This window comes from Phytomonospora sp. NPDC050363 (genome assembly GCF_040655735.1).
In the GTDB taxonomy this organism is placed as follows: domain Bacteria; phylum Actinomycetota; class Actinomycetes; order Mycobacteriales; family Micromonosporaceae; genus Phytomonospora.
This window is the reverse complement of the sequence record NZ_JBFAKK010000003.1, coordinates 593390-620144: the sequence shown is the minus strand read 5'-3', so window position 1 is coordinate 620144 and position 26755 is coordinate 593390. Positions and strand designations below refer to the sequence as shown.

20 protein-coding genes are annotated in these 26755 nt (G+C 72.9%); 10 read left to right on the top strand and 10 right to left on the bottom strand.

The annotated features are described in order from the left end of the window. Positions 1 to 7: 7 nt before the first annotated feature. Genes AB0I28_RS10860 through AB0I28_RS10850 form a run of 3 tightly spaced genes read right to left on the bottom strand, consistent with a single transcriptional unit; the run spans position 8 to position 2950 of the window. Complete coding sequence (locus AB0I28_RS10860; RefSeq protein WP_357491860.1) at positions 8 to 874, bottom strand: ABC transporter permease subunit; 867 nt, start codon at positions 872 to 874, stop codon at positions 8 to 10. Beyond that, positions 861 to 1832, bottom strand: a complete 972-nt coding sequence (locus tag AB0I28_RS10855; protein WP_357491858.1) for an ABC transporter ATP-binding protein — start codon at positions 1830 to 1832, stop codon at positions 861 to 863. Before AB0I28_RS10855 ends, AB0I28_RS10860 begins: the two co-directional genes overlap by 14 nt. Next, the gene (locus AB0I28_RS10850; RefSeq protein ID WP_357491856.1) at positions 1829 to 2950 is read right to left on the bottom strand and encodes a hypothetical protein; all 1122 of its coding nucleotides are present in this window, start codon (positions 2948 to 2950) and stop codon (positions 1829 to 1831) included. The genes AB0I28_RS10855 and AB0I28_RS10850 overlap by 4 nt, the downstream gene beginning before the upstream one ends. A gap of 171 nt (positions 2951 to 3121) precedes the next feature. On the opposite strand from AB0I28_RS10850, the gene AB0I28_RS10845 reads away from it, so the two are divergent. The 8 genes from AB0I28_RS10845 to xylB all read left to right on the top strand — a co-directional run bounded on the left by AB0I28_RS10845 (position 3122) and on the right by xylB (position 11686). Next, on the top strand, positions 3122 to 3808 hold the full coding sequence (locus AB0I28_RS10845; RefSeq protein WP_357491854.1) for a response regulator transcription factor: 687 nt from the start codon (positions 3122 to 3124) through the stop codon (positions 3806 to 3808). Next, positions 3805 to 5160: a HAMP domain-containing sensor histidine kinase gene (locus tag AB0I28_RS10840; protein WP_357491852.1), complete on the top strand. Its 1356-nt coding sequence runs from the start codon at positions 3805 to 3807 to the stop codon at positions 5158 to 5160. Before AB0I28_RS10845 ends, AB0I28_RS10840 begins: the two co-directional genes overlap by 4 nt. A 31-nt stretch (positions 5161 to 5191) precedes the next feature. Further along, positions 5192 to 6244: a DUF4037 domain-containing protein gene (locus AB0I28_RS10835; RefSeq protein WP_357491850.1), complete on the top strand. Its 1053-nt coding sequence runs from the start codon at positions 5192 to 5194 to the stop codon at positions 6242 to 6244. Positions 6245 to 6264: 20 nt separating this feature from the next. Then, positions 6265 to 7437 carry a histidine kinase gene (locus AB0I28_RS10830; protein WP_357491848.1) on the top strand — a complete coding sequence of 391 codons (1173 nt, stop codon included), beginning with the start codon at positions 6265 to 6267 and terminating at the stop codon, positions 7435 to 7437. Continuing rightward, on the top strand, positions 7434 to 8087 hold the full coding sequence (locus tag AB0I28_RS10825; protein ID WP_357491846.1) for a response regulator transcription factor: 654 nt from the start codon (positions 7434 to 7436) through the stop codon (positions 8085 to 8087). Before AB0I28_RS10830 ends, AB0I28_RS10825 begins: the two co-directional genes overlap by 4 nt. A 74-nt stretch (positions 8088 to 8161) precedes the next feature. Next, complete coding sequence (locus tag AB0I28_RS10820) at positions 8162 to 9088, top strand: hypothetical protein (RefSeq protein WP_357491844.1); 927 nt, start codon at positions 8162 to 8164, stop codon at positions 9086 to 9088. Positions 9089 to 9176: 88 nt separating this feature from the next. Further along, a complete protein-coding gene (xylA, locus tag AB0I28_RS10815) occupies positions 9177 to 10322 on the top strand; it encodes a xylose isomerase (RefSeq protein WP_357491842.1) in 1146 nt (381 codons plus the stop codon). After that, the gene (gene xylB, locus AB0I28_RS10810; RefSeq protein ID WP_357491840.1) at positions 10319 to 11686 is read left to right on the top strand and encodes a xylulokinase; all 1368 of its coding nucleotides are present in this window, start codon (positions 10319 to 10321) and stop codon (positions 11684 to 11686) included. The genes xylA and xylB overlap by 4 nt, the downstream gene beginning before the upstream one ends. Here the strand turns inward: xylB and AB0I28_RS10805 are convergent. Together AB0I28_RS10805 and AB0I28_RS10800 are read right to left on the bottom strand one after the other, a co-directional pair. Next, positions 11665 to 14442 (bottom strand): BTAD domain-containing putative transcriptional regulator, encoded by a 2778-nt coding sequence (locus AB0I28_RS10805; protein ID WP_357491838.1) that lies wholly within the window; start codon positions 14440 to 14442, stop codon positions 11665 to 11667. The genes xylB and AB0I28_RS10805 overlap by 22 nt on opposite strands. Next, entirely contained in the window at positions 14439 to 16478 is a 2040-nt protein-coding gene (locus tag AB0I28_RS10800; protein ID WP_357491836.1) for a BTAD domain-containing putative transcriptional regulator, read from the bottom strand. Before AB0I28_RS10800 ends, AB0I28_RS10805 begins: the two co-directional genes overlap by 4 nt. A gap of 218 nt (positions 16479 to 16696) precedes the next feature. On the opposite strand from AB0I28_RS10800, the gene AB0I28_RS10795 reads away from it, so the two are divergent. Further along, positions 16697 to 17134, top strand: coding sequence for a VOC family protein (locus AB0I28_RS10795; protein ID WP_357491834.1), 438 nt, complete (start codon positions 16697 to 16699; stop codon positions 17132 to 17134). A 60-nt stretch (positions 17135 to 17194) separates the two neighbouring features. On the opposite strand, the gene AB0I28_RS10790 is transcribed toward AB0I28_RS10795, so the two are convergent. The 3 genes from AB0I28_RS10790 to AB0I28_RS10780 form a co-directional block, all read right to left on the bottom strand. Further along, on the bottom strand, positions 17195 to 18610 hold the full coding sequence (locus tag AB0I28_RS10790; protein WP_357491832.1) for a cellulose-binding domain-containing protein: 1416 nt from the start codon (positions 18608 to 18610) through the stop codon (positions 17195 to 17197). 1 nt (position 18611) lies between these two features. Beyond that, positions 18612 to 19289, bottom strand: coding sequence for a hypothetical protein (locus AB0I28_RS10785; RefSeq protein WP_357491830.1), 678 nt, complete (start codon positions 19287 to 19289; stop codon positions 18612 to 18614). Positions 19290 to 19407: 118 nt separating this feature from the next. Continuing rightward, complete coding sequence (locus tag AB0I28_RS10780; protein ID WP_357491828.1) at positions 19408 to 21396, bottom strand: beta-galactosidase; 1989 nt, start codon at positions 21394 to 21396, stop codon at positions 19408 to 19410. A gap of 136 nt (positions 21397 to 21532) precedes the next feature. Between AB0I28_RS10780 and AB0I28_RS10775 the strand changes: the two genes are divergently transcribed. Beyond that, positions 21533 to 23884, top strand: a complete 2352-nt coding sequence (locus AB0I28_RS10775; RefSeq protein WP_357491826.1) for a TIM-barrel domain-containing protein — start codon at positions 21533 to 21535, stop codon at positions 23882 to 23884. Between the two features lie 56 nt (positions 23885 to 23940). Here AB0I28_RS10775 and AB0I28_RS10770 read toward each other — a convergent pair whose 3' ends face one another. Next, the gene (locus AB0I28_RS10770) at positions 23941 to 25461 is read right to left on the bottom strand and encodes an MFS transporter (RefSeq protein WP_357491824.1); all 1521 of its coding nucleotides are present in this window, start codon (positions 25459 to 25461) and stop codon (positions 23941 to 23943) included. 306 nt (positions 25462 to 25767) lie between these two features. After that, positions 25768 to 26745 (bottom strand): acetylxylan esterase, encoded by a 978-nt coding sequence (locus tag AB0I28_RS10765; RefSeq protein WP_357491822.1) that lies wholly within the window; start codon positions 26743 to 26745, stop codon positions 25768 to 25770. Between the last annotated feature and the right edge of the window lie 10 nt (positions 26746 to 26755).

Below are 26755 nucleotides of genomic sequence, written 5' to 3'. Positions count from 1 at the left end.
CGCGCCCTCAACTCGTGATGTCCTTCGTGGTCAGCCGCGCCCAGGCCGCCGACAGCCCGAAGGCCGTCCAGACCGCCGCCGACACCGCGCCGAGCAACATCTGATCCCAGGCGGGCGGGTCGCGCAGCAGGTCCGCCCAGGACGACCAGTAGTTGGTGATCAGGAACGGGTGCAGCCAGTCGAGGTCGTCGAGCGCCCCGAGGATCTGGCTGAGCACGATGAACATCAGCATCGCCACCGCCGCGCCGATGGGCTGCTCGGTCAGCGTCGACACGAACAGGCCGATCGCGGCCACCGCCACCAGGCACATGACGACGTAGAGCACGGCGATCCCGACGCGCCCCAGGGCCTCGCCGAAAGGCAGCGTCGTACCCGAGAGGGTCACCATGTCCCCGGTACCGAACAGCGCGACGCCCATGACGGCGCCCGTCAGCGCGATCACGCCGACGGCCGCGAAGGTCGCGGCGACGATCCCGCCGAACTTCACCGCCAGCAGGCGGACCCGCCCGGCCGGGACGGTCAGCAGGTAGCGCAGGGTTCCGGTGCTGGCCTCACCGGCGATCGCGTCACCGGCGAGGATCGATACCGCCAGCGGCAGGAACAGGCTCATCTCGATGCTCAGCCCGGCGAGGACGGTGATCAGGCCGTTGTCGAGCATCGCGGTGAACAGCGGCGGGCCCGAACCCGGCGCGGGCCTGGTCGCGGCCATGACCACGGCGATGATGACCGGAATGACCGCCAGCACGGCCAGTCCCGCCTGGTTGCGGCGCCGGCGGGCGATCAGGCCCATCTCGGAGCGCAGGAAGCGGGTGCTGAACCGGCGCCGCGGCGCCCAGCCCGCGTCCACCGTGGACACGCCTTCAGCCGCCGACATCGAAGCCCTCCCCCGTCAGTGACACGAACACGTCCTCCAGGTCGGGCCGTACGACGCCGAAGCCGCGCACCGGCACGCCCTCGGCGACCAGCGCGTCGACCAGCTTCTCCGGCGGGTGCTCGCCGATCAGGGCCGTGACCTCGCCCGCGCCGGCGACCACATCGGACAGGCCCGCACCGCCGAGCACACGCGCGGCGTCCTCGACGGCCGCCGTCTCCACCCGTACGCGGGAGACCACCGTCGCGCGCAGTTCTTCCAGAGAGGACTGCGTGACCAGCCTGCCCCGGTGCATCACCGCCACATGGCTGCACACCTGCTCCACCTCACTGAGCAGGTGCGTCGACAGCAGCACGGTGACACCGTCGGCGGCGAGCTGGCCGATCAGCGAGCGGACCTCGCGGGTGCCCTGCGGGTCGAGCCCGTTGGTCGGCTCGTCGAGGATCAGCAGCTCGCGCGGCCGCAGCAGGGCGCCGGCGATCGCCAGGCGCTGCTTCATGCCCAGCGAGTACGCCCGGAAGCGTTTGCGGGCCGCCGCGCGCAGGCCCACACGGTCGAGGGCCGACTCGATGCGTTCGGCGACCGTCGCCGGGTCGGTGGACCGGTCCACCGCGTCGATCCGCCGCAGGTTGTCCACACCGGACAGATAGGGGTGGAACGCCGGTCCCTCGACGAGGGCCCCGATGCGCGGGAGCGCCTTGCGGGCGCTGCCCGGCATCGGCTCGCCGAGCAGTTCGGCCGTTCCCGAGCTGGCCTCGATCAAGCCGAGGAGCATGCGGATCGTGGTCGTCTTGCCGCAGCCGTTGGGGCCGAGGAAACCGAACACCGCGCCGTAGGGGACTTCGAGGTCGAGGCCGTCGACGGCGAGGGTCCCCTTCCCGTAGCGCTTGGACAGCCCCCGCGTACGGACGGCGCGGGAGCCGGGCTCCCGCGCCGCTGCGACCGTGGTCGCGTCCGTCACCGGCCGGCCACCTCGACGAGCTTGTCGGTGGTGACCGCGCCGACCAGGATGCGGCCGTCGTCGGTGATGAGCGCGTTCACCAGCGTCGAGCTGAACACCCGGCCACTGCCCCACGGACCGCTGACCGACGGCAGGCTCTCCAGGAGCCGGTTGATCCCCTCACCGGTCTGCGGGCTCGCGCCCTCGACCTGCTTGCCGGCCAGGAGGTCGGCCAGCTCCACCGAGGTGAACTCCGCGACGGCCGTCCAGCCCTCGCCGATGACCTCCAGGCCCTTGGGCTCGCCCTCGACCTCGGGGTGCTCGCCCTCGGCGCTCGACCAGTCCTGCTCGCCCATCTCGGTCATCTCGACGCCCTGCGGCGGGGTGAAGGTGAAGTGCTCGTCGGGAGGCGTCTCGAAGATGACCCGCGCGAAGGCGATCTCGAAGGCGGCCTCGGACTGGCCGGCGCCGAAGACCTGCGTGCGCAGCGGCAGGCTCGTCTCACCGTCGACGGCAAGGCGGATCTCGCCGATCGTCGAGGCCGCGTCCTTCGGCTTGAGCACGAGCTCGTAGGCGGGACGCCCGGCGACCTCGGCGGTGCCGTCGGTGGTCACCTCGGTCGTGCCGTTGATGGCGGCGAGGACCGACTCGGCGGCCTCGTCGGGCGTGATCGGCTCACCGGCGATGGCCTTGGGCGGCCACATCGCCGTGTCGGCGTAGTCGGCGGGCAGGGTCGCGTGCGTGGCCTTGTTCTCCTCGCTCGACCAGGTCCACACGTCGGCGCCGTTGCGGATGAAGTCGGACTCGCCGAGCGTGCCGAGGATGGCGCCGCGGATCTTCTCCGGGCCGCCGTACCAGACCCGCATGGTCTTGCTGCCGCTGAGCAGCGAGGACATCTCGGCCCCGCCGCCGTCGGTGAGCCCGGTCGGCAGGCCGAGACTCGCCGTGGTGACGACCGTGCCGCTGAGCCCGCCGATCTCGGCGTTCTGCAGATCGGTGAGCAGCTGGGCCGCCGTCTTGGGAGGTAGTGAGTCGCCGTCGCCGGCCTGTACGAGCGTCGCGCCGACGCCCACGCCGATGACGACCGCACCGATCGCCGTCGGTACCGCCCAGCGCCTCAGTGTCGCAGTGTTCTTCATCGCCCCTGGATTCCTTCCCTCGAACCGTCGCCGCCGACCTGTCGCGGCCGTGAGCGCGGTCGCCACTTCTACAGTCTTCCCCGATCGGTTGACTCAACCCTGCGCCTGGGCGCTGTGACCGTGCTGAGAAGAACTGAGGTTCCTGCCAGGTGGCGGCCTACTGTCGGTGACATGCGTTTGCTTGTGGTCGAGGACGAGGAACGAATGGCCGCCGCCCTGTCACGGGGGCTGACCGCCGACGGCTTCGCCGTGGACGTCGTGCACGACGGCAAGGCCGGCCTTGAGGCGGCGCGCTTCGGCGAGTACGACGCGGTCATCCTCGACGTCATGCTGCCTGGTTTGTCGGGCTATGAGGTGATCCGGCGCCTGCGTGCCGACGACAACTGGGTGCCGGTGCTGATGCTGTCGGCCAAGGACGGCGAGTACGACCAGTCCGACGGCCTCGACCTGGGCGCCGACGACTACCTCACCAAGCCGTTCTCCTACGTGGTGCTGCTGGCCAGGCTGCGCGCGCTGCTGCGGCGGGGCGTGCGGGCGCGCCCGGCGATCCTGACGGTCGGCGACCTCAGCCTCGACCCGGCGGCGCAGCGGGTGCGGCGCGGGGACACCGAGATCGCGCTGTCGACGCGGGAGTTCACGCTGCTGGAGTACCTGATGCGGCATGCCGACCAGGTGCTGTCGAAGGTCGAGCTCCTCGACCACGTGTGGGGCGCCCCGGTGGACACCGACGTCAACGTCGTCGAGGTGTACATCGGGTACCTGCGCAAGAAGATCGACCACCCCTTCGACCGCCGGTCCGTGCGGACCGTGCGCGGCGCCGGCTACCGCCTCGTCCCGGACCAGGCCGAGCAGCGATGAACGGGAAGCAGCGCCTGACCCTGCGGTCCCGGGTCGTGATCATCGGGATGGTCGGGCTGCTGGTGACCCTCGGGATCGGCGGGTTCGCGCTGGTCAAGGTCCTTGAGGCGGCGCTGCTGAACTCCGCCGACGCCGGCGCGGACAACACCGCCGAGGACGTCGTCGCGTTGATCGAGACAGGCAAGGACCTGCCGGACCCGATCCCGGTCGGCAACTCCGCGATCGTGCAGGTCCTCGGCCCCGACGGCGGCATCATGCGGGTGTCGCCCGGCGCCGACCGGCTGGTGCCGGTGCTGCGGCCCGAGCAGATCGAGCACGCGCTTGAGCACAGGGAGGCGCTGACGGTGCGCGCCGACCAGTCGACCTACGCGGGGAACCTGCGGGTCCACGTGGCGAGCACGAGCGGGTACACCGTGCTGGTGGCGGTACCGCTGTACGAGATGCAGCACAGCGTGCAGTTCTTCAAGATCGGACTGCTGGTGCTGGTCGCCACGCTGACGGTGCTGCTCGGCATGTCGATCTGGTACGTGGTGGGCATGGCGCTGCGGCCGGTGGAGTCGCTGCGGCGGGGGGCCGAGGAGGTGCGCGGGGCCGAGCGGCTGCCGATCCCGGAGGGCAGCGACGAGATCCACCGGCTCGCGGTGACCCTCAACAGCATGCTCGACCGGCTCGAACACGCCAGGGCGAGGCAGCGCGCGTTCGTCGCCGACGCCGCGCACGAGCTGCGCAGTCCGCTGGCGAACATGCGCACCGAGCTGGAGGTCGCCGCCCGGATCGGGCCGACCGAGGACCTGCTCGACGATCTGCTGTCCGATGTGGACCGGCTCGGCCGGCTCACCGACGACCTGCTGCTGCTGGCCAAGTCCGACGACCCCGACCGGCTGCTTCGCAAGGCCGAGCGCATCGACGTCGGCGACATGCTCACCGCGATCACGCAGCGGTACAGCGGCTACCGGGTGCCGGTGGTCTTCGCCGACGCCGAAAGTCCACTGTGGGTGGACGGGGACGTCGACGGGCTGCGGCGGGCGATCGGGAACCTCATCGACAACGGCGTGCGGCACGCCTCCTCACAGGTGCGGGTCTCCCTGCACAAGGAGGGACGCGGCGTGCGGATCAGCGTCGCCGACGACGGCGAGGGCATCCCCGAGGACCAGCGGGAGCGGGTGTTCGAGCGCTTCGCGCGCCTCGACGACGCGCGCAGCCGCGACAAGGGCGGCACCGGCCTCGGCCTGCCGATCGTGCGGGAGCTGGTCGGCAGGCACAAGGGCACGGTGACGCTGCGCGAGGCCGCTCCCGGGACGGAGCGCCCGGGTGTGCGCGCCGACGTGTGGCTGCCCACCGCCGGCGCCTGAAACCACTTGCGGCCGAACCTAACCTGATCTCATGCCAGGTCGTGATCTCTGCCGGCGTTTCCACGCCACCGCCGTCCGTCCCCTGCTGAGCGGGATCCCGCACGCCGCCGCGCTCCTCGGCGCCGGATCGGAGGTGCTCGGCTTCGACGACGACGTGTCTCCCGACCACGACTTCGGGCCGCGCTGCCAGGTCTTCGTCGCCGACGACGCCGTCGAGGCGGCGAAGAAGGCGCTCGAAGACCTCCCCGACGAGTTCGAGGGCCTCCCCGTCCGGCACCCCCACTGGGGCGGGCCGGCGCGGCACCAGGTCGAGGTCGGGACGGTCGCCGGCTACTTCCGCGCCCAACTCGGCGTCGATCCCGCCGACGGGCTGACTCTCACCGACTGGCTGACCTCGCCGACGCAGCGCCTGGTGAGCCTCGTCGACGGCGAGGTCTTCGCCGACCCCGAAGGCGAGCTGGAGTCCCGGCGTCTGACCCTGCGCTGGTACCCCGACGACGTGTGGCGATACGCGCTGGCCTCGGCGTGGCTGCGGATCGGGCAGGAGGAGGCGTTCGTCGGGCGCACGGGAGCGGTCGGCGACGACCTCGGCAGCGCGGTCGTCACGGCCCGGCTGGCCCGCGACCTGATGCGGCTGGCGTTCCTGGTGGAGCGCAGGTGGGCGCCGTACAGCAAGTGGCTGGGGACTGCGTTCGCGCGGCTGCCGATCGCCGGGCGGCTCACGCCGCACCTGGGCGAGGCCCTCGCCGCCGGAGACTGGCGTGCCCGCGAGGCCGCGCTCTGCGAGGCCGGGGAGATCCTGGCCGCGGCGACGAACGCGCTGGGGCTGGCCGCGCCGGTCGAGGAGAACGCGCGGCAGTACTACACCCGCGACATCCGGGTCGTCGGCGGCGAGCGCTTCACCGGCGCCCTGGTCGCGGCGATCACCGATCCGGAGATCACGGGGCTGTTGGAGCGGCTCGGGAGCCGGGCCGACGCCGTGGGGCGCCTGCCGGGAACGATCGACCAGGCGGCCGACAGCGTCGACGTGCTCAGCTCGCCGGAGCGCTGCCGCGCGGCGGCGGCGATGCTGGGGGTGGGGTGAGGGGTTCCTAGAGTGGGGCCGTGTCCGCCTCCCCTGACCGTCCGCACCATCGCGATCTACTGGTCGCCGCCCTGCTCGCCGTGATACTGGGCGTGCCGTCGGTCGTGATGCTCGTGATCGGCGCTTCGGGACCGTGGCAGGTCGGGGCCTCGGTGGCGGCGCTCGCCGTCGCGCACGCCGGTGCGCTGTGGCGCCGGGCGCGGCCCTGGCCGGCCTTCGTCGCGGTCGCCGCGGCCTTCGCCTGCCTCGTCTGGGCCACGGGGATGTTCGTGACGCTGCCCTCGGCCCTGGTGTTCCCTTTCGCGCTGTACTCGGCGTGCGCCCATGGTTCCCGGGCACTGGCCCTGGCGGTTCCCGTGGTCGTGCTCACGGGCGCGGCGGGCGGGGCCCTGCGGCTTGGGACTGACCCGGCGACGGCCCGGTCGGGTGCGCTGCCGATGCTCGGCGTCGTCTTCGCCGCCTTCGCCGGACTGCTCGCCGTGGCGGCGATCCTGGGGCTGTGGCGCCGGGCGCAGCTGGCCTACGCCGAGCAGCGGGCGCACTCGGCCGCCATGTCCGAACGCGCCCGCATCGCACGGGAGATGCACGACGTCGTCGCCCATTCCCTGGCGGTCATCGTCAGCCAGGCCAACGGCGGCCGCTACGCCGCACGGACCGAGCCGGAGACCGCCGCCGAGGTGCTCGGCACGATCGCCCGTACGGCCAAGGCCGCGCTCGCCGACACCCGCGGCCTTCTCGGTGTCCTCGACGCTCCCGGAGCGGGATCCGGCCCGGCGACACCGCCGCAGCCCACGCTCGCCGGTCTCGCGGGGCTCGTCGACCGCGCCCGCTCGGCGGGTCTGCCTGTCACCAGCGGCGAGCGGGGCGACCCGAGGGAGTTGTCCCCGGCCGCCGAGCTCGCCGTCTATCGCCTCGCCCAGGAGGCGTTGACGAACACACTGCGGCACGCCGCTCCCGGAACACGGGCGGACCTCCGCCTCGAATGGGACGCCGACGCGCTCAGCGTGCTGGTCGAGGACCGCTGCGCCGATCAGGTTCCCGCACACCGAACGCGGCCGCGGGCGGCCGCCGCCGGACGCGGCATCCGGGGCATGCGCTCGCGCTTCCAGGCGCTCGGCGGGAGCGTCGAGGCGGCGCACGTTCACGGGGGCTTCGACGTACACGGCCGCCTGCCGTACGGTGACTCCCCGTGATCCGCGTCTTCCTCGTCGACGATCAGGCTCTCGTCCGCGAGGGCATCGCCATGGTCATCCGTTCACAACCGGACATGACCGTCTGCGGGCAGGCATCCGACGGCGACGAGGCCGTCCGGCTCATCGAGCGGACGCCCTGCGACGTGGTCCTGATGGACGTGCGCATGCCGCGCGTCAACGGTGTCGAGGCCACCGCCGGCGTGCTCGCACGGCCCGACGCCCCCAGGGTGATCGTCCTGACCACCTACGACCTCGACGAGTACGCCTTCGCGGCACTGCGCGCGGGCGCGTCCGGCTTCCTCCTGAAGGACGCCGAACCCGAGGACCTCCTCACGGCCGTCCGGAACGTCCACGACGGAGACGCGGTGATCGCGCCCTCGGCCACCCGCCGCCTCCTCGAACACGTCGCGGCGGATCTGCCGGCCCTGCCCGGCGGCGCCGACCCGCTCGGGCCCCTCACCGACCGCGAGCAAGGCGTCCTCCTGGAACTCGCCTCGGGCGCCTCGAACGCCGAGATCGCCGCCCGCCTGTTCCTGTCCGAGGGGACCGTCAAGACGCACGTCGGCCGGGTGCTGGCCAAGCTGGGGCTGCGCGACCGGGTCCAGGCGGTCATCTGGGCCTACGACCACCGGCTCATCCGACCCCGCTGAAATACGCCGAAGGTCGCGGGGGCGTGAGACCTCCGGCAGACGCGTCGCGCGCCTTTTCACGCGACCGTGGGGACATGACGAGAAACAAGCGCATCCCGGCCCTCCTGCTGATGTGGGCGCTGGTCTACGGCGTGATCCGTGCCTTCTTCGCCCTCCGCGGTGAACCCGGTCCGGGCGGGGCGGCCGATCTCGGCGCCTTCTCCGGCCGGCCGGCCGTCGCACTCTGCGTGGTGAGCGCGGCCGCCGGTCTGTGGCAGTACCGCCGGCCGTCGCGCGCGGCCGCGCTTGCCGGCGGGCTCGTGGCCGTGCTGCTCGCCGTCGCGCCCTACCGTGTCGTGCTCGACCTCTTCGGCCTGGCCTTTCCCGGTGCCGGGATGTCCTTCTCCTGGCCGGGTTTCGCCGCGCGCGCCGCCTGTCTCGCCGGGGCGGTCCTCCTCGCGTCCTCAACGGCGGCCGCGCTGCGGCGGGTGTCGCCGGATCGTCCGGGGAACGCCCCGCTCGTACGCCCGCCGCGCTGGGCCTGGGCGGGCGCCTATCTGGTCGTGGCCGCGTTCGTCGTGCGGGTCTGCTGGCAGGTCGGCTTCGACGCCGGGCCCTCGTCGGTCACCTTCGCCGAGGATCCCGTGACGGGAACCCTGACGATGCTGCCCTTCGCGGCGGCGGGGCTGCTGCTGCCCTTGGCTCTCGTCCATTCCTGGGGCCGCGTGTGGCCGCGAGTGCTCCCGCCGCTCGCCGGCCGGCGGGTGCCCCGGTGGCTGGTGCTGGGCCCGGCGATCGCGGCGGCGGTGCTCATCCTCGCCTACTTCGTCAGCGGCACGCTGAGCCTGTCGGCGACGGCGCTCGGGCTCATACCCGGGGACCGCGCCGGGGCGGCCGACATCCTCGCCGGGACCTGGCTCGCCGACACCTCCTATGTCGTGTGGGGCGCCGGTCTGGCGGTCGCCGCGGTCGGTTACCACCGGCTCACCCGCCCGCCCTCCCCTTCACCGCCCACGTCATAGGTCTGACCGTCGCCCTATCCCGTCCACCCCTACCGTCGGCGGCTCCCCTTGGGCTATTTTGTTCAGACCACAAACTAAGGAGTCGTCCATGACCCGCCAGCCCATTCCCGGCGATCGTTTCTCCTTCGGCCTGTGGACGGTCGGCTGGCCCGCCCGGGACATGTTCGGTGAAGCCTCCCGGCCGCCCCTCGACCCCATCGAGGCCGTCCACCGGCTCGCCGAACTCGGCGCGGCCGCCGTCTCCTTCCACGACGACGACCTCGTCCCCGACGATGCGTCGCGCGACAAGACCCTCGCGGCCTTCCGCAAGGCGCTCGACGAGACCGGCATGTACGTCTCGACGGCCACCACGAACCTGTTCGCCCACCCGGTCTTCAAGGACGGCGGCTTCACCGCCAACGACCGCGCGGTCCGCCGCCACGCCCTGCGCAAGACGCTGCGCAACATCGACCTCGCCGCCGAGCTGGGCGCGCCCACCTACGTGCTGTGGGGCGGCCGGGAGGGCGCCGAGTCGGGGGCGTCCAAGGACGTCCGGGCCGCGCTGGACCGCTACGCCGAGGCCCTCAACGTCCTCACCGGCTACGTCCGCGACAAGGGCTACGACCTGCGCTTCGCGCTCGAACCCAAGCCGAACGAGCCGCGCGGCGACATCCTGCTGCCGACGATCGGGCACGCACTGGCCTTCATCGAGTCCCTCGACGACTCCGAGCTGGTCGGCGTGAACCCCGAGGTCGGCCACGAGGAAATGGCCGGGCTCAACTTCGCCCACGGCATCAGCCAGGCCCTGTGGCACGGCAAGCTGTTCCACATCGACCTCAACGGCCAGCACGGCCCGCGCTTCGACCAGGACCTGCGCTTCGGCGCCGGCAACCTGCGCGGTGCCTTCTGGACCGTCGACGCGCTGGAGAGCGGCGGCTACACCGGCCCGCGCCACTTCGACTACAAGCCGCCGCGCACCGAGGACATGGACGGCGTGTGGGTCACCGCCGCGGCCTGCATGCGCAACTACCTGATCCTCGCCGAGAAGGCCGCCGCGTTCCGCGCCGACCCGGAGGTCGTGGAGGCACTGGCCGCCGCCCGGGTTCCGGAGCTGGCCGAGCCGACCCTCGGCGCGGGCGAGTCGCTCGCCGAGCTGCGCGCCGAGACGCTCGACGTCGAGGCCGAGGCGCGGCGCGGCATGGCCTTCGAGCACCTCGACCAGCTCGCCATGGAGCACCTCCTGGGCGTGCGATGACGCTCGTCGCGGGCATCGACTGCGGCACGCAGTCGACCAAGGTCGTCGTCTGTGACGCCGCCACCGGCGCCGTGGTGCGCTCGGGTTCGGCGCCGCATCCCGACGCCACGGAGGTCGACCCGGAGGTCTGGTGGAGCGCCTTCCACTCGGCGTCGCGGGGGCTGCTCGACGGCGTCGAGGCCATGGCCGTCGGCGCCCAGCAGCACGGCATGGTCTGCCTCGACGGCGCCGGGCGCGTGGTGCGCCCGGCGCTGCTGTGGAACGACAACCGTTCGGCGCCCGACGCCGCAGCGCTCATCGACGAGCTCGGCGGCCCGGACCGGTGGGCCGAGGCGACCGGTTCGGTGCCGGTCGCCAGCTTCACCGTCACCAAGCTGCGCTGGCTGTCCCGCAGCGAACCCGGGCACGCCGAGCGGACCCGCACGGTCCTGCTGCCCCACGACTGGCTCACCTGGCGGCTGACCGGCGCGTTCACCACCGACCGGGGCGACGCCTCGGGCACCGGCTACTGGTCGCCGTCCACTCAGGACTGGCGCCCCGACCTGCTCGAACTCGCCGTCGGACGCGAACTGACCGTGCCGCGCGTCGCCGGGCCGGCCGAGGTCGTCGGCGAGACCTCCGAGGGGATCAAGGTCGCCGCGGGGACCGGCGACAACGCCTCGGCCGCGCTGGGGCTCGGGCTGCTGCCCGGCGACGCGGTCATCTCCATCGGGACCTCCGGCACGGTCTACGCCGTCTCGGAGTTGCCGACCGCCGACGCCACCGGCACGGTCGCCGGTTTCGCCGACGCCACCGGCCGCTACCTGCCGCTGGTCGCGACCCTCAACGCCGCCCGGGTGCTGACCGCGACCGCCGCCATGCTCGACCAGCGCCTCGACGACCTCGCCCTGCTCGCGCTCACCGCGCCGCCCGGCTCCGACGGACTCGTCTTCCTGCCGTACCTCGACGGGGAGCGGACGCCGAACCTGCCCGACGCGACCGGGACGCTGACGGGGCTGACGCGGGCGAACATGGCGCCGCGCAACGTCGCGCGCGCCGCGGTCGAGGGCATGCTCTGCGGTCTCGCCGACGGCCTCGACGCCCTGCGCGGCCTCGGCGTCCCGGTGCGGCGGATCCGGCTGATCGGCGGTGCGGCGGCCTCCCCCGCCGTGCAGCACATCGCGGGCACGGTCTTCGACGCGCCGGTGACGAAGCCGACCGCGGCGGAGTACGTGGCGCTGGGCGCGGCCCGGCAGGCGGCGTGGGCGCTCAGCGGGGCGGCCGAGCCGCCGGACTGGCCGGTCGACGCCGTCGACGTCCCCACGGAGCCGGTGCCGTCGGTGCGCGAGAGGTACCGCGCGGCTCAGGCCGGGGTGGTGGGCTGACCGAGACGCTCCAGGATCTGAGCGGCCTCGGCCTCGCGGGCCCGGTCGCTCAGGCCCCGGGCGATTTCCAGCGCCCGGCGGGCGTGCGCGGCCGCCTCCCGCGGGTCGCCGAGGTCGGCGCGGCACTTCGCCAGCTGCGTCAGCGCCTCCGCCTCTCCCCTGCGCACCCCGCGCTCGCGGAAGACGCCGAGCGCCCGCTCCAGGTAGGGCACGGCCTCGGCGCCGCGACCCGCGCTGCGCAGGGCGGCACCGAGGTTCGTCAGCGTCGAGGCCTCACCGCCCTGCCCCAGCTCACCCTGCAAGGTAGCGGCGGTCCTGAGCACCTCGATCGCCTCGTCGGTGCGGCCCATCTGGTGCAGGGCCTCGCCGGCGGCCCCGCTCGACGCGATCTCCCACTGCCGGTCGCCGAGACCGGCGAACAGCTCCCGCGAGCGCTCGTAATGCGCGATGGCCTCGCGGTAGCGGCCCTCGGCGCGGTCGAGGTGGCCGAGCGCCATCGTCGCCCCCGCCTCGCCCTCGACCTCTCCGGCCCGCCGGTGCAGCGCCAGGGCCGTCGTGACGTGCTCGCGGGAGGCGCGCAACCGTCCGGCGGAGGAGTTGACGAGCCCGAGGAGCGTGTGGGCGTGCCCTTCGGCGACGAGGTCGCCCAGCTCGCGCGCCGCCTCGACGGCGACCATCATCGCGGCCGTCCAGTCGTCGGCGAGGGCGCGGTTGGAGAAGTGCACGCGCATCAGGAAGGGCAGCTGGACGGCGTGGCGGGTGCGCCCGGTGGCCGCCGCGAAGCGGATGAGGCCGAAGAGGTCGGCGTACTCGGCGTCGAACCAGGCCGCGCCCTCGGCGAAGGTCGGCGTGTCCGGGATCGGCACGGGCGTCTCGGGAAGCGGGCCGACGAGCCGCACGGGGTAGAGCGCCATCCGCCCGGCGATCTCGTAGGCGGCGCGCGAGTACCAGTCGAGCAGCCGGCCGGCGGCCTCGGCGCGCTCGCCGGGCGGGTCGTGCGCTGCCGACAGCGCGGCCATGTGAGCCCGGACGAGGTCGTGCGGACGGTAGCGGCCGGGCGTGAACTCGCCGAGCAGGTGCTCACCGGCCAGCGAGCGCAGGATCGCGCCGGCCGTCGCGACGTCCAGACCGCACAGCGCGGCCGCCGAGGCGGCCGTGGCGTCCTCCACGGGCTGCGCGCCCACCAGGCGCAGCACCCGCCTCTCCCGCTCCGGCAGGGCCTCGTAGGACAGGGCGAGGACCCGCTCCACCGAGCGGTCGCCGACGGCGAGTTCGCCGAGTCCCCGGCCGCCGAGCCTTTCGACGAGGTCGGCCATCCGCCATGTCCGGCGGGTGCGGAGGCGGTGGGCGGCGACGGCCACGGCGAGCGGGAGCCGTCCGCAGTGGCCGACGAGTTCGCCGGCGGCGTCGGCCTCGTCGTCGACCCGCCGCTCCCCGAGGATCCGGCCCAGCAGTGACAGGGCCTCGGCGCGCGAGAACATGCCGACGGGCACGGCGACGCCGCCGAGTTCCAGTTCGCGCCGCCCGGTGACCAGCACCAGGCATCCGGTGGCGGTGGGCAGGAGTGGCCGGACGGCCGCCTCGTCGGCGGCGTTGTCGAGGACGAGCAGGACGCGCCTGCCGTCGAGGCGTTCGCTGAACAGGCGGGCCCGGGCGTCGAGGCCGCGCGGGATCTCGGCGCGGCCGACGCCGAGCAGGCCGAGGAAGCCGGCGAGGACGGCGGCGGGGTCGGCCGGGGGAAGTTCGGGGTCGTACCCGCGCAGATCGGTGAAGAGCTGGCCGTCGGGGTAGGAGGCGGCCAGCGACCAGGCCGCGCGGACGGCGAGCCGGGTCTTGCCGACGCCGCCCATGCCGCTCAGGCAGACCACCGCCGGCCCGTCGGCGGCGGCGCCGGCGGCCTCGGCGATGCGGGCCAGTTCATCTTCGCGGCCGGTGAAGTCGGCGATGTCGGGCGGCAGCTGCCGAAAGGACGTGACCGGTCCCGAGGAAGCCGGGGGCCGCGCGGCCAGCGACGGGTCGCCGGCGAGGATCCGGGCGTGCAGCGCGGACAGCCCGGTGCCCGGTTCGACGCCGAGTTCGGCGACCAGCCGGGCCCGATGCGCCGCATAGGCGGCCAGTGCCTCCTCGCGGCGGCCGTCGCGGTGGAGCGCGAGCATCAGCAGGCGCGTCGAGGCCTCGCGCTCGGGTGAGCGCTCGGCGAGCCGGCGCAGGTCGCCGAGCAGTTCGCGGTGCTCGCCGAGGGCGAGTCCGGCCTCCATGCGGCGTTCCAGAACCGTCCGGTGGCGTTCGGTGAGGGCGACGGCCGCCGCCGACAGCGCCGACTCGGCGGCGGCCCCGCCGAAGGGCTCGCCGCGGAACAGGGCCAGGGCGCGGCGGTAGCGGTCGGCGGCCGTGGCGTGGTCTCCGTCGTGGAAGGCGCGGTCGCCGTGTTCGGCCAGGTCGGTGAAGACGTCGCGGTCGCATTCGCCGTCGTGGACGGTGAGGCGGTAGCCGTCGCCGTCGCGGGTGAGCCGCGAGTCGCCGTCCCGCGGGTCGGCGAGGGTCTTGCGCAGCCGGGTGAGGTAGGTGCGCAGGTTCGACTCGGCGGCCGGCACCGGGTCGTCCCAGACGAGCGGCACGAGCCGTTCGGCGGTCACCGACTCGTTGGCGCGCAGGAGGAGCGCGGCGAGCACGGCTCGCTGGCGGGGACCGCCGAGGTGTCGTTCGCGGTCGTCGTGGAGCACGGTCAGCGGGCCGAGGACCCGAAACTCCATCATCGCGCGAGCTCGCCCTCGGCGGTGTCGCGTCCTCCTTGGGCGCGCCGGGCCTCGGCGACGGTGTGGTGGGCGCCGCAGCCTTCGGTAAGCCGTTGCGCGGTGCGGACTCTGGCGGGGTCCGCGGGTTCGCGGGCGGCGGGCTCGTCCTCGGTGCGGGCGAGTTCGGCGAGGGCGCGGGCGTCCTTGCCTTCGCGCACGGCGGCGCGGACGAGGGCGAGGATGTTGGGGTGCTCGGCGTCGAACCAGGCGGAGGCGGTGGGGGCGGGTGCCGCTTCGGCCGCGAATCGCCGCGCCCGGCGCAGGTACCAGTCGTAGAGGCGGGTGACGGCCTCGTCGCGTTCGCCGGCGGTCTCCTCGGCGAGGGACGCGGCGTAGCGGCGCAGGAGACGGTGGACGCGGTAGCGGCCGGGCTGTGTCTGGGTGAGGAGGTGGTCGTCGAGCAGGGCCTCCAGGTCGCCGTCGACTTCCTCGGGCGGGCGTCCGCAGAGCGCGGCGGCGGTCTGGGCGGTGACGTCCTCGCAGTGGGCGGAGCCGAGCAGGCGGAAGAGCCTGCGGGGGCCGGGGGCGAGGGCCGCGCAGGACACCGAGAAGGCGCGGGAGAGTTCACCGGGGAGCGGTTCGCGGTCGAGTCGGGCGGCGAGTACGGCGAGGTCGCGGCCCGAACGCCCACCGGCGGCCAGGGTCAGCGCGAGTGGCAGGTTGCCGCAGCGGCGCGCGATCGTCAGCGCGGCCTCGGGTGCGCTCTCGACCGTCTGCGCGCCGAGGAGCCGGGCGAGCAGGCCGAGCGCCTCGCTTTCGGTGAGCGGCTCGACGGTGAGGTTGCCGGCGCCGTCGAGGAGGAGCTCGCGGCGGCTGGTGACCAGGACGACCGTGCCCAGTCCGGCGGGGATGAGCGGGACGACCTGTGCGGCGCCGGCGGCGTTGTCGAGCAGGATCAGCAGTCGGCGGCCGGCCGTGTGCTCGCGGTAGAGGGCCGAGCGGGCGGTGGTGTCGCCGGGAATGTCACCCTCAGGCAGGCCGAGGGCGGTGAGCAGTGCGCCGAGGACGGCGTGCGGGTCCGCGGGCGCGGTTCCGGAGGTGAAGCCGTTGAGGTCGGCGTGGAGGTGTCCGTCGCGGCCGGCACCGTCGGCGGCGAGCAGATGTCCGATGTGGACGGCCAGGGCGGTCTTGCCCGCGCCGGGCATGCCGCTGAAGACCAGGATCGCCGGGGCGTGCGGTGGTGCGGCGGCGATGAGGTCGCGCGCGGCGGCGGCCAGGCCCGTCCGTCCGGTGAACTCCGGCGGGGGCGTGGGCAGGCCGTGGTGCGCGTTCACGGCGGGACGCTCGGCGAGCAGGGCCTGGTCGTGGTTGAGGATGCGGCGGTGCAGGGCGGTCAGTTCGGGCGACGGGCGCACGCCGTGCGTGCGCAGGGCGGCGTAGGCGTCGAGGGCCTCGATCTGGCGGCCGGAGCGAAACAGCGCCAGCATCAGCAGCTCGGTGGGGCGCTCGGCGCCCGGTTCGGCGGTGAGCAGCGCGCGCAGGCGGCCGGTGACCTCGTGGTGCTCCCCCGACGCCAGGCGCGCGGCCAGCTCGCCCAGCAGCGCCAGACGCCGCCGCTCGCGCAGCCGAAGGGCCTGCGAACGCAGCGCGGCCTCCAGCTCGACGCCGAGGAGCGGTTCGTCGCGGGCGTGGGTTAAAGCCTCGGCGTACAGGCGGGCGGCCTCGGCAGGGCCGGAGGCCGACTCGGCCCGTTCGACGAGCGCGGCGAAGACCCCGGCGTCGAGTTCGCCCTCGGCGACGGTGATCCGGTAGCCGTTGTCGTGTGTGGACAGACGCTCGCCGAGAACCCTGCGCAGGCGGGCGATGTAGGTCCGCACGTTCGACTCCGCCGAGCCGGGCGGACGGTCCCACACGCGGTGGACGAGCTGCTCGGTGGAGACCACCTCGCCGGGCGTGAGCAGCAGCGCGGCGAGCACCGCGCGCTGACGGCGGCCCCCGACGGGCACGGCGACGCCGTCGACGCGGACCTCGACGGGCCCGAACAGCCGAAAACGCATCCGCTCACCCCCGGGGTAGATGACTCGGACGTTACCCCCAGAGGGCGACCTTCTCCCCGCGCGCATGTGCGCGTTCATGTGCGCGGGCCCGGTTAGCTTTCGCCGCGGCGGCCTCGGTGGGACCGACGGGGGTCCACCGGTGCCCGCCCGCAGCCGCGGAAACCGCCCACCGCGGCCCAGGTCCCTGCGATGATCGGGCCCGGAGGTGTTTTTCGACCATGTCCGTACCGGCCCGCATCAGCCTGGCGACGCTCGGCGTCGCCGATCTCGACCGTGCCACGGCCTTCTACCAGGCCCTCGGCTGGCCCCTGTCCAGCGCCTCGGTGCCCGGGGAGGTGTCCTTCTTCAACACCGAGGGCGGCCTGCTCGCGCTGTGGGGCGCCTACGCCCTGGCGGGCGACGCCGCCGTCGACAACCCCGGCGGCCCGCCCGGCTTCCGGGGACTCGCGCTCGCCGTCAACGTCGGGTCCGAGAAGGAGGTCGACGAGGCCTTCGCGACCGTCGGCGAGGCCGGCGGGACGATCACCAAGCCGCCCGAGCACACCGAGTGGGGCGGCTACTCCGGCTATTTCGCCGACCCCGACGGGCATCTGTGGGAGATCGCGTACAACCCTGGATGGCCGATCGGCGACGACGGCAGGCCGCGCCTGCCCTGACGTGAGCGGCCGGGTCCATCCATGGTGGACCGACCCGGCCCGTTCCCCGGTGGACCGTGCTCAGCCGACCGAGCAGCCCGATCCGTTGAGGGTGAAGGCCGTCGGTTCGGGATTGCTCCCCTGCCAACTGGCGATGAAGCCGACCTCGCGCCCGGTACCCGGTGCGATGACGGCGTTCCAGGACGCACCGACGGCGGTCACCGACGCCCCGGACTGGCTGTGGGCGGCGCCCCACATCTGACTGACGACCTGTCCGGCACCGAAGGACCAGCCGAGGCTCCAGCCGTCGAGCGGTGTGTTGCCGGTGTTGGTGACCACCGCGCGGCCCTGGAAGCCGCCCTGCCACTGACCGGTCACCTCGTAGGCGACCGAGCAGTTCCCGACCGGGTCGGGATCGGGATCGGGGTCCGGATCGGTGGGCCCGCCGCCGTCGTCGCCGTAGATGATCCCTCGCCCGTTGGTGCTGACGTAGACGCGCCCGTAGACGCGCGGGTCGCCGGTGATGGCCGCGCCCGTCCAGCCCCACTGGTGCTGGTCGTCGTTGATGCGCGTCCAGGTCGCGCCGGAGGCGTCGGAACGGAAGATCCCGCGCACCCCGCCGATCGCGGCGCTGCTGTAGAGGGCCGGGTAGGTCTTGCCCGGAGCGGCCTTCCCGAAGCCGATGCTGTCGGCCTCGGCGACCGTCGACAGCTTGGTGAAGCTCGTTCCGCCGTTCGTCGAGTGCCACAGCCCGTAGGCCCCGGTGTCCGCGCCACCCGCAAGCCACACGTCGCCGGCGATCCCCGGAACCGCGCCGAAGCGGACGTTGCCCGTCGCCGGCACGCCCGTCGCGGCTGCGGTGAAGCTCGTCGCGCCGTTGACGCTCGTCGTCGAGCCGATCGTCGGGCTGATGTGCATCCGCGCCGGAACGGTCGTGAGGCTGTCGTGCCGGAAACCGCCGATGTCGCCGAGCGCCGAGACCAGCGGAGCGCCCGCGGGCGGGCTGACCAGGTCGTTGACCGCCGTCTCCTCCAGCCCCTGCGCACGCACCGAGATGTTCACCGTGCCGCCGGTGTCCCACGCGGTCAGATTGTCGGTGCCGTAGCTCGTCGCCCCGGTGCCGTACATGAGCTTGTTGGAGTCGAAGGGATCGACCTCCACCGACTCGGTCATCCAGCCCAGCTTCGGCTGGTCCTCCGGCGCCGTCCCCGCGCCGCCCCAGTTCAGCCACGGGGCGCCGCTGGTGTCCATGCTGTAGCGCTTGGTGCGGTTGGGATAGCCGTTCCAGTCCCAGATCCGGCTCCAGGTCGCGCCGGAGTCGGTGCTGCGGAAGAACATCACGTCCGGCCACCAGGAGACCTGGGTGGCCACCACCAGCGTCCCCGGCCTCTTCCGGTCGACGGTCAGGCCGCTGTAGCCGAAGCAGTCGTCGGCGCTGCTCGAAGGGATCGGGCTGACTTGCGTCCAGACGCCCGTGACGGTGTTGAAGCGCCACACGTCACCCTTGGCGCCGTCGTAGGGGCCGCCGGTGTGGCTGGTCGCCAGGTAGAGGTCGTGGTTCGCCTCGTCGAGCGGTCACCTCCGCCAACGTGACGCCTTTGTCGGTGCTGCGCCACAGGCCCTGACCGCTGGGCGCGCCGAAGTAGAGGACGTTGTTGTTGTGCGGATCGACGGCCAGGCGCTCGCCCATGCCGCGGCCCGGCATGTTCCCGCCGACCTTGAAGGGCAGGCGGGTGACCTGCCAGGTCGCGCCCCGGTCGGCCGAGCGCAGGATCGCGCCGTTGTCGGGATCCCAGCCGTTGGTGTAGGTCCCGACGGCGGCGTAAACGCGGTCGGGGTCCACCGAGTCGGTGGCCAGACTCGCCACGCCCGTCCAGCCCCAGTCCTCCCAGCCGACCCAGTCGAGCAGCGGCACCCAGCGCTTCGTGGTGTTGTTCGGGCGGTAGGCGCCGCCGATGTCGGTGCGGGCGTAGACGAGTCCCTGTTCGGCGCGGTTGTAGACGATCCCGGGGACGAAGCCGCCGCCGACGATCTCGGCGTTGCGCCAGGTGTAGGCGGCCGAGGCGGACGGATCACCCGAGACGGGTTCGGCGACGGCGGCCGGCGGGCCCAGCGCGGCGGTCGCGACCAGCACGGCGGCGACCGCCGCGCCGGCGGTTGAGTTTCGCAGTCTCATGCCCTCCAGGGTGGCGAGTCGAGTCAATAGTTTGGCGTCCCAACGTACGAAGTAAGAGCAGGTGTCGAGGCCGTCGGCGCCGGGATGCGACCGCTTCTCGTGATCGATCGGGAATCCGCTACTCGCGCACGACCGCACAACCGCCCGCCTTGAGGACGAGCACACCGTCGGCGGTCTCGCCCGACAGGATCTCCTCGCCGGAGACTCCCTCGATCCGGCGCTCCTCGCGGGAATGGTTGAACACGAACAGGAGCGCGCCTGCGGGCCCGGTCCTGCGCACCACCTCGACGTCGTCCGGCAGGTCCGCCAGGACGGGCTCGGCACCGGCCTCGGCCGCCGCCGCAGTGAACTCGGCGGCGTAGCCGGCGTCGTCGAGGCGGGTCGACAGGTAGCGCGCCAGGCCCTCGCCGTAGGAGTTGCGTGTCAGCGCGGGCGTGCCGTCGGCGTAGCGGGCGGTGGCCTCGGCGCCGGTGAGCCCGACCTCCTCTGACCACAGCGTGCCGGTGCGGCCGTCGTCGAGGACGACGCTCTCCCCGCCCGCGAGCGGCCGAAGCTCGGTGACCCTGATCCCCAGCGGCTCCCGGAAGGCGCCGGCGTAGCCGCCGGTCCGGATCCGCGTGTGCTCGTCGGCCACACCGGAGAAGCAGGACACCAGCAGGTGCCCGCCGCCCTCGACGTAGGCGGCGATGTTAGCCGCGTCGGCGTCGCTCACCAGGTAGAGACTGGGGACGAGGACCAGGCGGTAGCGCGACAGGTCGGCGCCGGGCGCCACGAAGTCGACGGTGTACCCGGCTCTCCCCGCGACCCGGTGCGCCTGGGCGAGCGCGGCCTCGTAGGACAGGTCGGAGCTCGGCATGCCCGGTCCCGACAGCGCCCAGGACGACTCGATGTCGGCGACGATCGCGACCTCGGCGGTCACGCGCGTTTCGGCGATGCCGGTGAGGCCGGGCAGCAGTGCGCCCAGTGCGGCGACCTCGGCGAATACCGCGGTGTCGGCGCCGGCGTGCGGGACCATCGCGGAGTGCCAGCGTTCGGATCCGCCGCGCGGCGCGCGCCACTGGAAGAACATCACGCCGGCCGAGCCGCGCGCGATGTGGGAGAGGCTGTGCCGGGTCATCCGGCCGGGTTCCTTGGCCAGCGCGCGGCCGTCGGCGTAGATGAGGTTCGGGGCCTGCTCGATGAGCAGCCAGCGACCGCCGCCGGCCCAGGATCGGGAGAGGTCGGCGTACATGGCGGTCTGTTCCTCGGCGGCGCGTCCGGCGTCTCCCGGGTAGTGGTCGACGGCGACGAGGTCTACCGAGGGCGACCAGCGGGCGTGGTCGACGGGCACCCAGTCGCCGAGGACGAAGTTCGTGGTCACGCCGATGCCGGGGGTCAGGCGGCGCAGGATCTCCTTCTGCTCGGTGAAGGCGGCGCGCATCTCCTCGGACTGGAAGCGGCGGAAGTCGAGCAGCTGGGCGGGGTTGTGCAGGTACTGGGTGGCGCGCGGCGAGTTGATCTGCTCCCAGGCGGAGTAGATCTGTCCCCAGTGGGCGGTGGTCCAGGCGTCGTTGAGGGCGTCGAGGGTCTGGTGGCGGCCGGCGAGCCAGCGACGGAAGGCCGCTTCGGTGTGGTCGCAGTGGCACCAGGTCCCGTACTCGTTGTGGACGTGCCACAGGCGCAGTGCGGGGTGGTCGGCGTAGCGCCGGGCGAGAGCTTCGGCGATGCGGGCGCAGGCCTGGCGGTAGGCGGGCGCCGAGACGCAGTAGGTGTCGCGGCTGCCGTGGGTGAGGCGGACGCCGTCGGCGCGGACGGGGAGCGCGTCGGGGTGCGCGAGGGAGAACCAGGGCGGCGGCGAGGCGGTCGGGGTGGCGAGGGCGGCGCCGACGCCGTTGGCGGCGAGCAGGTCGAGGACCTCGTCGAGCCAGGCGAAGTCGTACTCGCCCTCGGTCGGTTCGATCCGCGACCAGGAGAAGACGCCGAGGCTGACCAGGTTGACGCCGGCGCGGCGCATCAGCTCGACGTCCTCGCGCCACACGCTCGGCGGCCACTGCTCGGGGTTGTAGTCGCCGCCGTAACAGAGTTCGGGCAGTCCGGGAAGGTCTCCCGGGCTCGGGTTCGGCGTCATGGCGGCCCGCCTTCCGCGGTGCGCGTCCCCTCCGGGGATGCGTTGACTTTCGTTGGGATTACAAACAAACTAAGGGTACGGTGTCCGGGCCGGGCGCCCCGCCCGCCCGTCCGACGAGTCAGCGAAGGATCCGCCGATGATCTACCGCCCGCCACTGGTGCCCCACGAGACTTTCGTCGCCGACCCGCCGGAGCTTCCCGTCCGCGCACCCGGTGAGCAGGGACTATCGGCGATCTCGCGCGCCGAGGTGCTCGCCGCCGAGGGCGGCGAGCTGTCCCTCAAGGCCGAGACCTCGGCCGGCGAGACGCTGTTCGCGCGCGTCGCGGTCGCCGGCGAGGGAGTCGTGCGGGTGCGCCTGTCCGCCGAGCCCGAAGCGTCCAGCCGGAGCGCCGCGGCGATCTCGCTGGTGCGCCCGGGGACCTTCACCGACGCGAAGGTGACCCTCGTCGAAGGCGGTGTCCGCATCGACGCCGGAGCGCTGATCGCCGAGGTCGAGCTGCACCCCTTCCGGATCTCCTTCACCAATGTCGCCGGGCGCGTCCTGCTCGCCCAGAACCGCGGCGAGGCCGACATCAGCGGCCGGCAGCGCAACCTGCCCTTCGGCCGCTCCCTTGTGGACTCGGTGCCGGTCGCCTACCACGAGAGCTTCGACGCGCGCGCCGACGAGCGCTTCGCCGGTCTCGGCGAGCGCTTCACGCCCCTCGACAAGCGGGGTCAGCGCGCGCTGATGTGGAACTTCGACGCCTTCGGCGGCGAGTCGGATCGCGCCTACAAGAACGTGCCGTTGTACCTGTCGAGCCGCGGCTACGGGGTCCTGGTGGACTCCGGGACGGCCGCGGAGTTCGACCTGGCGCAGTCGACGCACTCGGTGGTGCAGATCCTTGTCCCCGACGACCTCATCGACTACTACGTGATCGCCGGGCCGACGCCCGGGCAGATCCTCGACCGCTACAACGGGCTCACCTCGCGACCCTCACTGCCGCCGAAGTGGGCCTTCGGGACCTGGGTCTCCTCGGGGTTCTATGTGGACACCCAGGAGAAGGTGATCGCGCGGGCGCGGCGGCTGCGCGAGGACCGGATCCCCGCCGACGTCATGCATCTGGACTGCTACTGGCAGGTGGCCGGCAACTGGTCGGACTTTCGCTGGGACGCCGAGAACTTCCCCGACCCGCGCGGCATGCTGGCCGACCTCGACGGGATGGGCTTCAAGGTCTGCCTGTGGATCAACCCCTACGTCAGCGTCAACTCACCGGTGTACACCGAGGGCGCCGAGGCGGGCTACTTCCTGCGCCGCGCCGACGGCGAGGTCTACGTCGCCGACGTCTGGCACGGGAACTACGCGGCCGGCGGGATCATCGACTTCACCAACGCCGAGGCCTGCGACTGGTACCGGGGACTGCTGCGGCCCCTGCTGGAGCAGGGCGTGGCGACCTTCAAGACCGACTTCGCCGAGGGCGTCCCCACCGACGCGGTGGCGTCGAACGGCATGACCGGTGCCGAGCTGCACAACGTCTACACGCTGCTCTACAACGACCTGACCGTCGAGGTGACGCGGGAGGTGAACGGGCACGAGCTGGTGTGGGCGCGCTCGTCGTTCCTGGGCGGGCAGCGGCATTCGGCGCAGTGGAGCGGCGACACCAACACCAGCTACCCCTCACTGGGCAGCACGATCCGGGGCGGCCTGTCGCACGGGCTGTCGGGGATCCCGTTCTGGAGCCACGACGCCGGCGGGTTCACCGGCCGGCCCAGCGACGACCTGTACCTGCGGTGGTCGCAGTTCGGCGCGCTGTCGCCGCTGGTCCGCTTCCACGGCACCACGAGCAGGCTCCCGTGGGACTTCCCCGAGGTCGCCGAGCCGGTGACCGAGGCGCTCCGGCTGCGCTACGAGCTGATGCCCTACCTGTACAGCGCCGCCGTCGAGTCGGCGCGGACCGGCGAGCCGATGATGCGGGCGCTGCTGGTCGACTCCCCCGCCGACCCCGCCGCCTGGGGCGAGGACCTGGCCTACCGGCTGGGCCGCGACCTGCTGGTGGCGCCGATGACCGACCCGGACGGCACCCGGCAGGTCTACCTGCCCGCCGGCGACTGGGTCGACTACTGGACCGGCCGTGTCCACCATGGACAGCGCTACATCAGCGTGACCGTTCCCCTGGAACGGATCCCGCTCTTCGTGCGGCACGGCGCGGTGGTGCCCACCGCCGAGGTCGGGGACAAGGTCGGCGACGGCCCCTTCGGCCCCCTCACGGTCGTCACCTGGGGCGGAGTGAGCGGCAGGTTCCTGCTGCGCGACGTCGACGGGGACACCGACATCACCGTCACCTCCGCCGGAGCGCACCTCGACCTGCGCACGTCCGGGCCCGCCTTGGTGCGGAGGCTGGTGTTCGCCGCTGTGGAAGGCGGACAGCGGCCGGCGTCGGTGTCGCTGAACGGAACGAAGGCGGTACTCGACCTGGTCGACGGCCGGCTCGTCGCCACGCTGCCGGAGTAGCCGGGTGCGCGAAGGCGCCCGTCCCCGATCGGGGACGGGCGCCTTCGCCGTGCTCGTCAGGCGTCGACGAGCTCGCGGGTCTCGACCGGCGCGGACTCCGGGGCCTGTTGCGCCCGCGCCTTCTTCGGGAGCAGGAAGGCCAGCACGAAGGCCAGCGCCAGCAGACCGATCGTGATGAGCCCGGTCGCGCTCGCCGCGTCGAGGAAGGCCCGCCGGTGCGACTCGGCGTCGGCGACCGGCCCGGTCTCGGCGAGGCCGAAGAAGATCGTGCCGAGCACGGCGATCCCGAGAGACATGCCCACCTGCTGCACCGACTGGAGGATCCCGGAGGCCGAGCCGACCTCGCGGTCGTCGACGCCGGCGGTGATGATGTCGAAGAGCGGGCCGAAGACCTGCCCCATCCCGATGCCGCCGAGCAGGGTCGGGAGCACGAAGTGCCAGCTGTTGATCCCGGTGCCGGCGATCTCGAAGACCGCGAGCAGCGCGAGCAGCCCGGTGGCCATCACGGCGAGGCCGACGTGCAGGAGCCGGCGCCCGAAGCGGGCCATGAGCTGCCCGCTGACGATGGTGCCGATGACCGTGCCGAGCGCCCACGGCAGCGTGCTCAGGCTGGCCCGCAGCGGTGAGAAGCCGAGGCCGACCTGCATCAGCAGGGAGAGGATCAGCATGGTGCCGCCCATCGCGGCGGTGAAGGCGACCGCGACGATCGCGCCGAAGGTGTAGGGGCGCTTCTTGAAGACGCTGGGCTCGACGAGCGTGACGCGGGCGGCGCGCTTGCGGCGGACCTGGTGGAGGCCGAAGGCGGCGAGGACGGGCAGGGACAGCGCCAGCGAGGCCTTCGCCCACAGCGGCCAGCCGAGCTCGCGGCCCTGGACCAGTGGGAAGACGAGCAGGAAGATGCCGACGGCGGCGAAGACGATCCCGCCGAGATCGAGGCGGGCGCCGCGCAGGGTCGCGGCCGACTTCGGGAGGCAGCGCGCGCCGGTGATGAGGGCGAAGAGGCCGACCGGGAGGTTGAGCAGGAAGATCGCGCGCCAGCCGGTGCCGAGGATGTCGGCGTCGATGACCACACCGGACAGGATCGGCCCGAGCAGGGCGGACAGGCCCATCACCGGCCCGAACACGCCCCAGACCTTCGCCATCTCCGAGGGCGGGAAGAGCTCGCGCATCAGACCGAAGGTCTGCGGCAGCATCGTCGCGCCGAACGCACCCTGCAGGACCCGGGCGCCGATCAGCGACTCCGGGCTCCACGCCAGCGCGCAGAGCAGCGACGCCGCCGTGAAGCCGGCGATCCCGACGAGCATCACCCGCCGCCGCCCGAACATGTCGCCCAGCCGGCCGCCGACGAGAAGCGCGACGGCCATCGCCATCGTGTAGCCGGCCGTCATCCACTGGAGGCTCGCCTCGGAGCCGCCGATCTCACCGCGGATCGAGGGGGCGGCGAGCTGCACGACGGTGGAGTCGAGAAGGTCCATCACACAGGCCGAGATGATCGCGGCCAGGCCGAGGACGCGGAGCCGGGCGGGGAGCCGGGAGTCGAGGGGGCGGGAGTGATTCGGGGCGGGGGAGTTGGTCATGAGCATCAATCTACGAGGGGTTGCGGACAGCTTCGGTCCTAAGTGGCGCGGGGGTCTGGGTGATTTTCGCGAGGGATTTCGAGGGCCGAACGAACCGGAAACTTGACGATGACAAGTTCCGGCGCGAAGTTCGAGAGTAAGAGGACGAGAAGCAACTTGTCAATGGCTAGATTGGGGTACGTGTCCGGCAGCGTGGCAACGGCACCCCCGGCTGAGCACGCCGAAGGCCGCCCCGATGGGACGGCCTTCGGACTTCTCCAGTACTTCGGCGCTCAGGCGCTCACACGCCGGCGCACTCCCCCACCCTCACCGAATCCCCGACTTCACCAGGAACTCCAGCTGCGCCTCCGCCTGGTACGGACCGCCGCCCTCGTGCCCGTTGAACTGCCACACCTTGATGTCCTTCGGCCCCGCGTAGTGGTTGTAGGCCGCGTACACCGTCGACGGCGGGCACACCTGGTCGCCCAGTGCCGTCGAGAACAAGGCCGGTGCGGTCGCCCGCGCGGCGAAGTTCATGCCGTCGAAGTAGGACAGCGTCCGGTAGGCGGTGTCGACGAGATCGCGGCGGCTGCGCAGGTAGTTGCCGATCTGGTTGTACGGCGCCTCGTCCACAAGGGTCGTCGCGCGGCGGAAGTGGCACAGGAACGGCACGTCGGGCAATGCCGCGGCGACGTCGGGCACCAGCCCGGCGGCGGCGAGGGTGATCCCGCCGCCCTGGCTTCCACCGGCGACGACGATGCGCGCGGAGTCGACGCGGGGGTGGGAACGGGCCGCCTCCACCGCGCGGGCGGCGTCGGTGAACACCCTCCGGTAGTAGTACGTCTCCGGGCTCTCGATGCCGCGGGTCATGTACCCGTCGTTGGCCGATGCGCCGACGGGGTCGGGGTCACCGGTCGCGCCGCCGCCACCGTGGCCGCGACCACCCTGGCCGCGCGTGTCCATGACGAAGTTGGCGTAACCGGCCGCACTCCAGAACAGGTGCTCGTGCGGCTTGCCGCGACCGCCCCCGTATCCGATGTAGGTCACCACACACGGCAGAGGCTCATCGGGCAGTCCCCGGGGGACGATGAACCAGCCGCGAACGGGGTTTCCGGCATAGCCGGCGAAGGTCACGTCGAAGACGTCGACGGTGGCCAGCAGCGTGTCGAAGGGCTCGAAGACCGCGGCGAGCTCGTGGGTCCTGGCCTCGGCGAGGGTGTCCAGCCAGAAACGGTCGAAGTCGGCGGGTTCTTCACGGTCGGGGCGGTAATCGCGCAGCTTCTCGGGCGAGAGGTCGAACCACATGGTGACAGAG

Bases quoted from the DNA above. Each gene is read 5' to 3' on its own strand.
- AB0I28_RS10860 (WP_357491860.1), bottom strand. From the start codon at position 874: ATGTCGGCGGCTGAAGGCGTGTCCACGGTGGACGCGGGCTGGGCGCCG.
- AB0I28_RS10850 (WP_357491856.1), bottom strand. From the start codon at position 2,950: ATGAAGAACACTGCGACACTGAGGCGCTGGGCGGTACCGACGGCGATC.
- AB0I28_RS10845 (WP_357491854.1), top strand. From the start codon at position 3,122: ATGCGTTTGCTTGTGGTCGAGGACGAGGAACGAATGGCCGCCGCCCTG.
- AB0I28_RS10840 (WP_357491852.1), top strand. From the start codon at position 3,805: ATGAACGGGAAGCAGCGCCTGACCCTGCGGTCCCGGGTCGTGATCATC.
- AB0I28_RS10835 (WP_357491850.1), top strand. From the start codon at position 5,192: ATGCCAGGTCGTGATCTCTGCCGGCGTTTCCACGCCACCGCCGTCCGT.
- AB0I28_RS10820 (WP_357491844.1), top strand. From the start codon at position 8,162: ATGACGAGAAACAAGCGCATCCCGGCCCTCCTGCTGATGTGGGCGCTG.
- xylA (WP_357491842.1), top strand. From the start codon at position 9,177: ATGACCCGCCAGCCCATTCCCGGCGATCGTTTCTCCTTCGGCCTGTGG.
- xylB (WP_357491840.1), top strand. From the start codon at position 10,319: ATGACGCTCGTCGCGGGCATCGACTGCGGCACGCAGTCGACCAAGGTC.
- AB0I28_RS10805 (WP_357491838.1), bottom strand. From the start codon at position 14,442: ATGATGGAGTTTCGGGTCCTCGGCCCGCTGACCGTGCTCCACGACGAC.
- AB0I28_RS10800 (WP_357491836.1), bottom strand. From the start codon at position 16,478: ATGCGTTTTCGGCTGTTCGGGCCCGTCGAGGTCCGCGTCGACGGCGTC.
- AB0I28_RS10795 (WP_357491834.1), top strand. From the start codon at position 16,697: ATGTCCGTACCGGCCCGCATCAGCCTGGCGACGCTCGGCGTCGCCGAT.
- AB0I28_RS10785 (WP_357491830.1), bottom strand. From the start codon at position 19,289: ATGAGACTGCGAAACTCAACCGCCGGCGCGGCGGTCGCCGCCGTGCTG.
- AB0I28_RS10780 (WP_357491828.1), bottom strand. From the start codon at position 21,396: ATGACGCCGAACCCGAGCCCGGGAGACCTTCCCGGACTGCCCGAACTC.
- AB0I28_RS10775 (WP_357491826.1), top strand. From the start codon at position 21,533: ATGATCTACCGCCCGCCACTGGTGCCCCACGAGACTTTCGTCGCCGAC.
- AB0I28_RS10770 (WP_357491824.1), bottom strand. From the start codon at position 25,461: ATGACCAACTCCCCCGCCCCGAATCACTCCCGCCCCCTCGACTCCCGG.
- AB0I28_RS10765 (WP_357491822.1), bottom strand. From the start codon at position 26,745: ATGTGGTTCGACCTCTCGCCCGAGAAGCTGCGCGATTACCGCCCCGAC.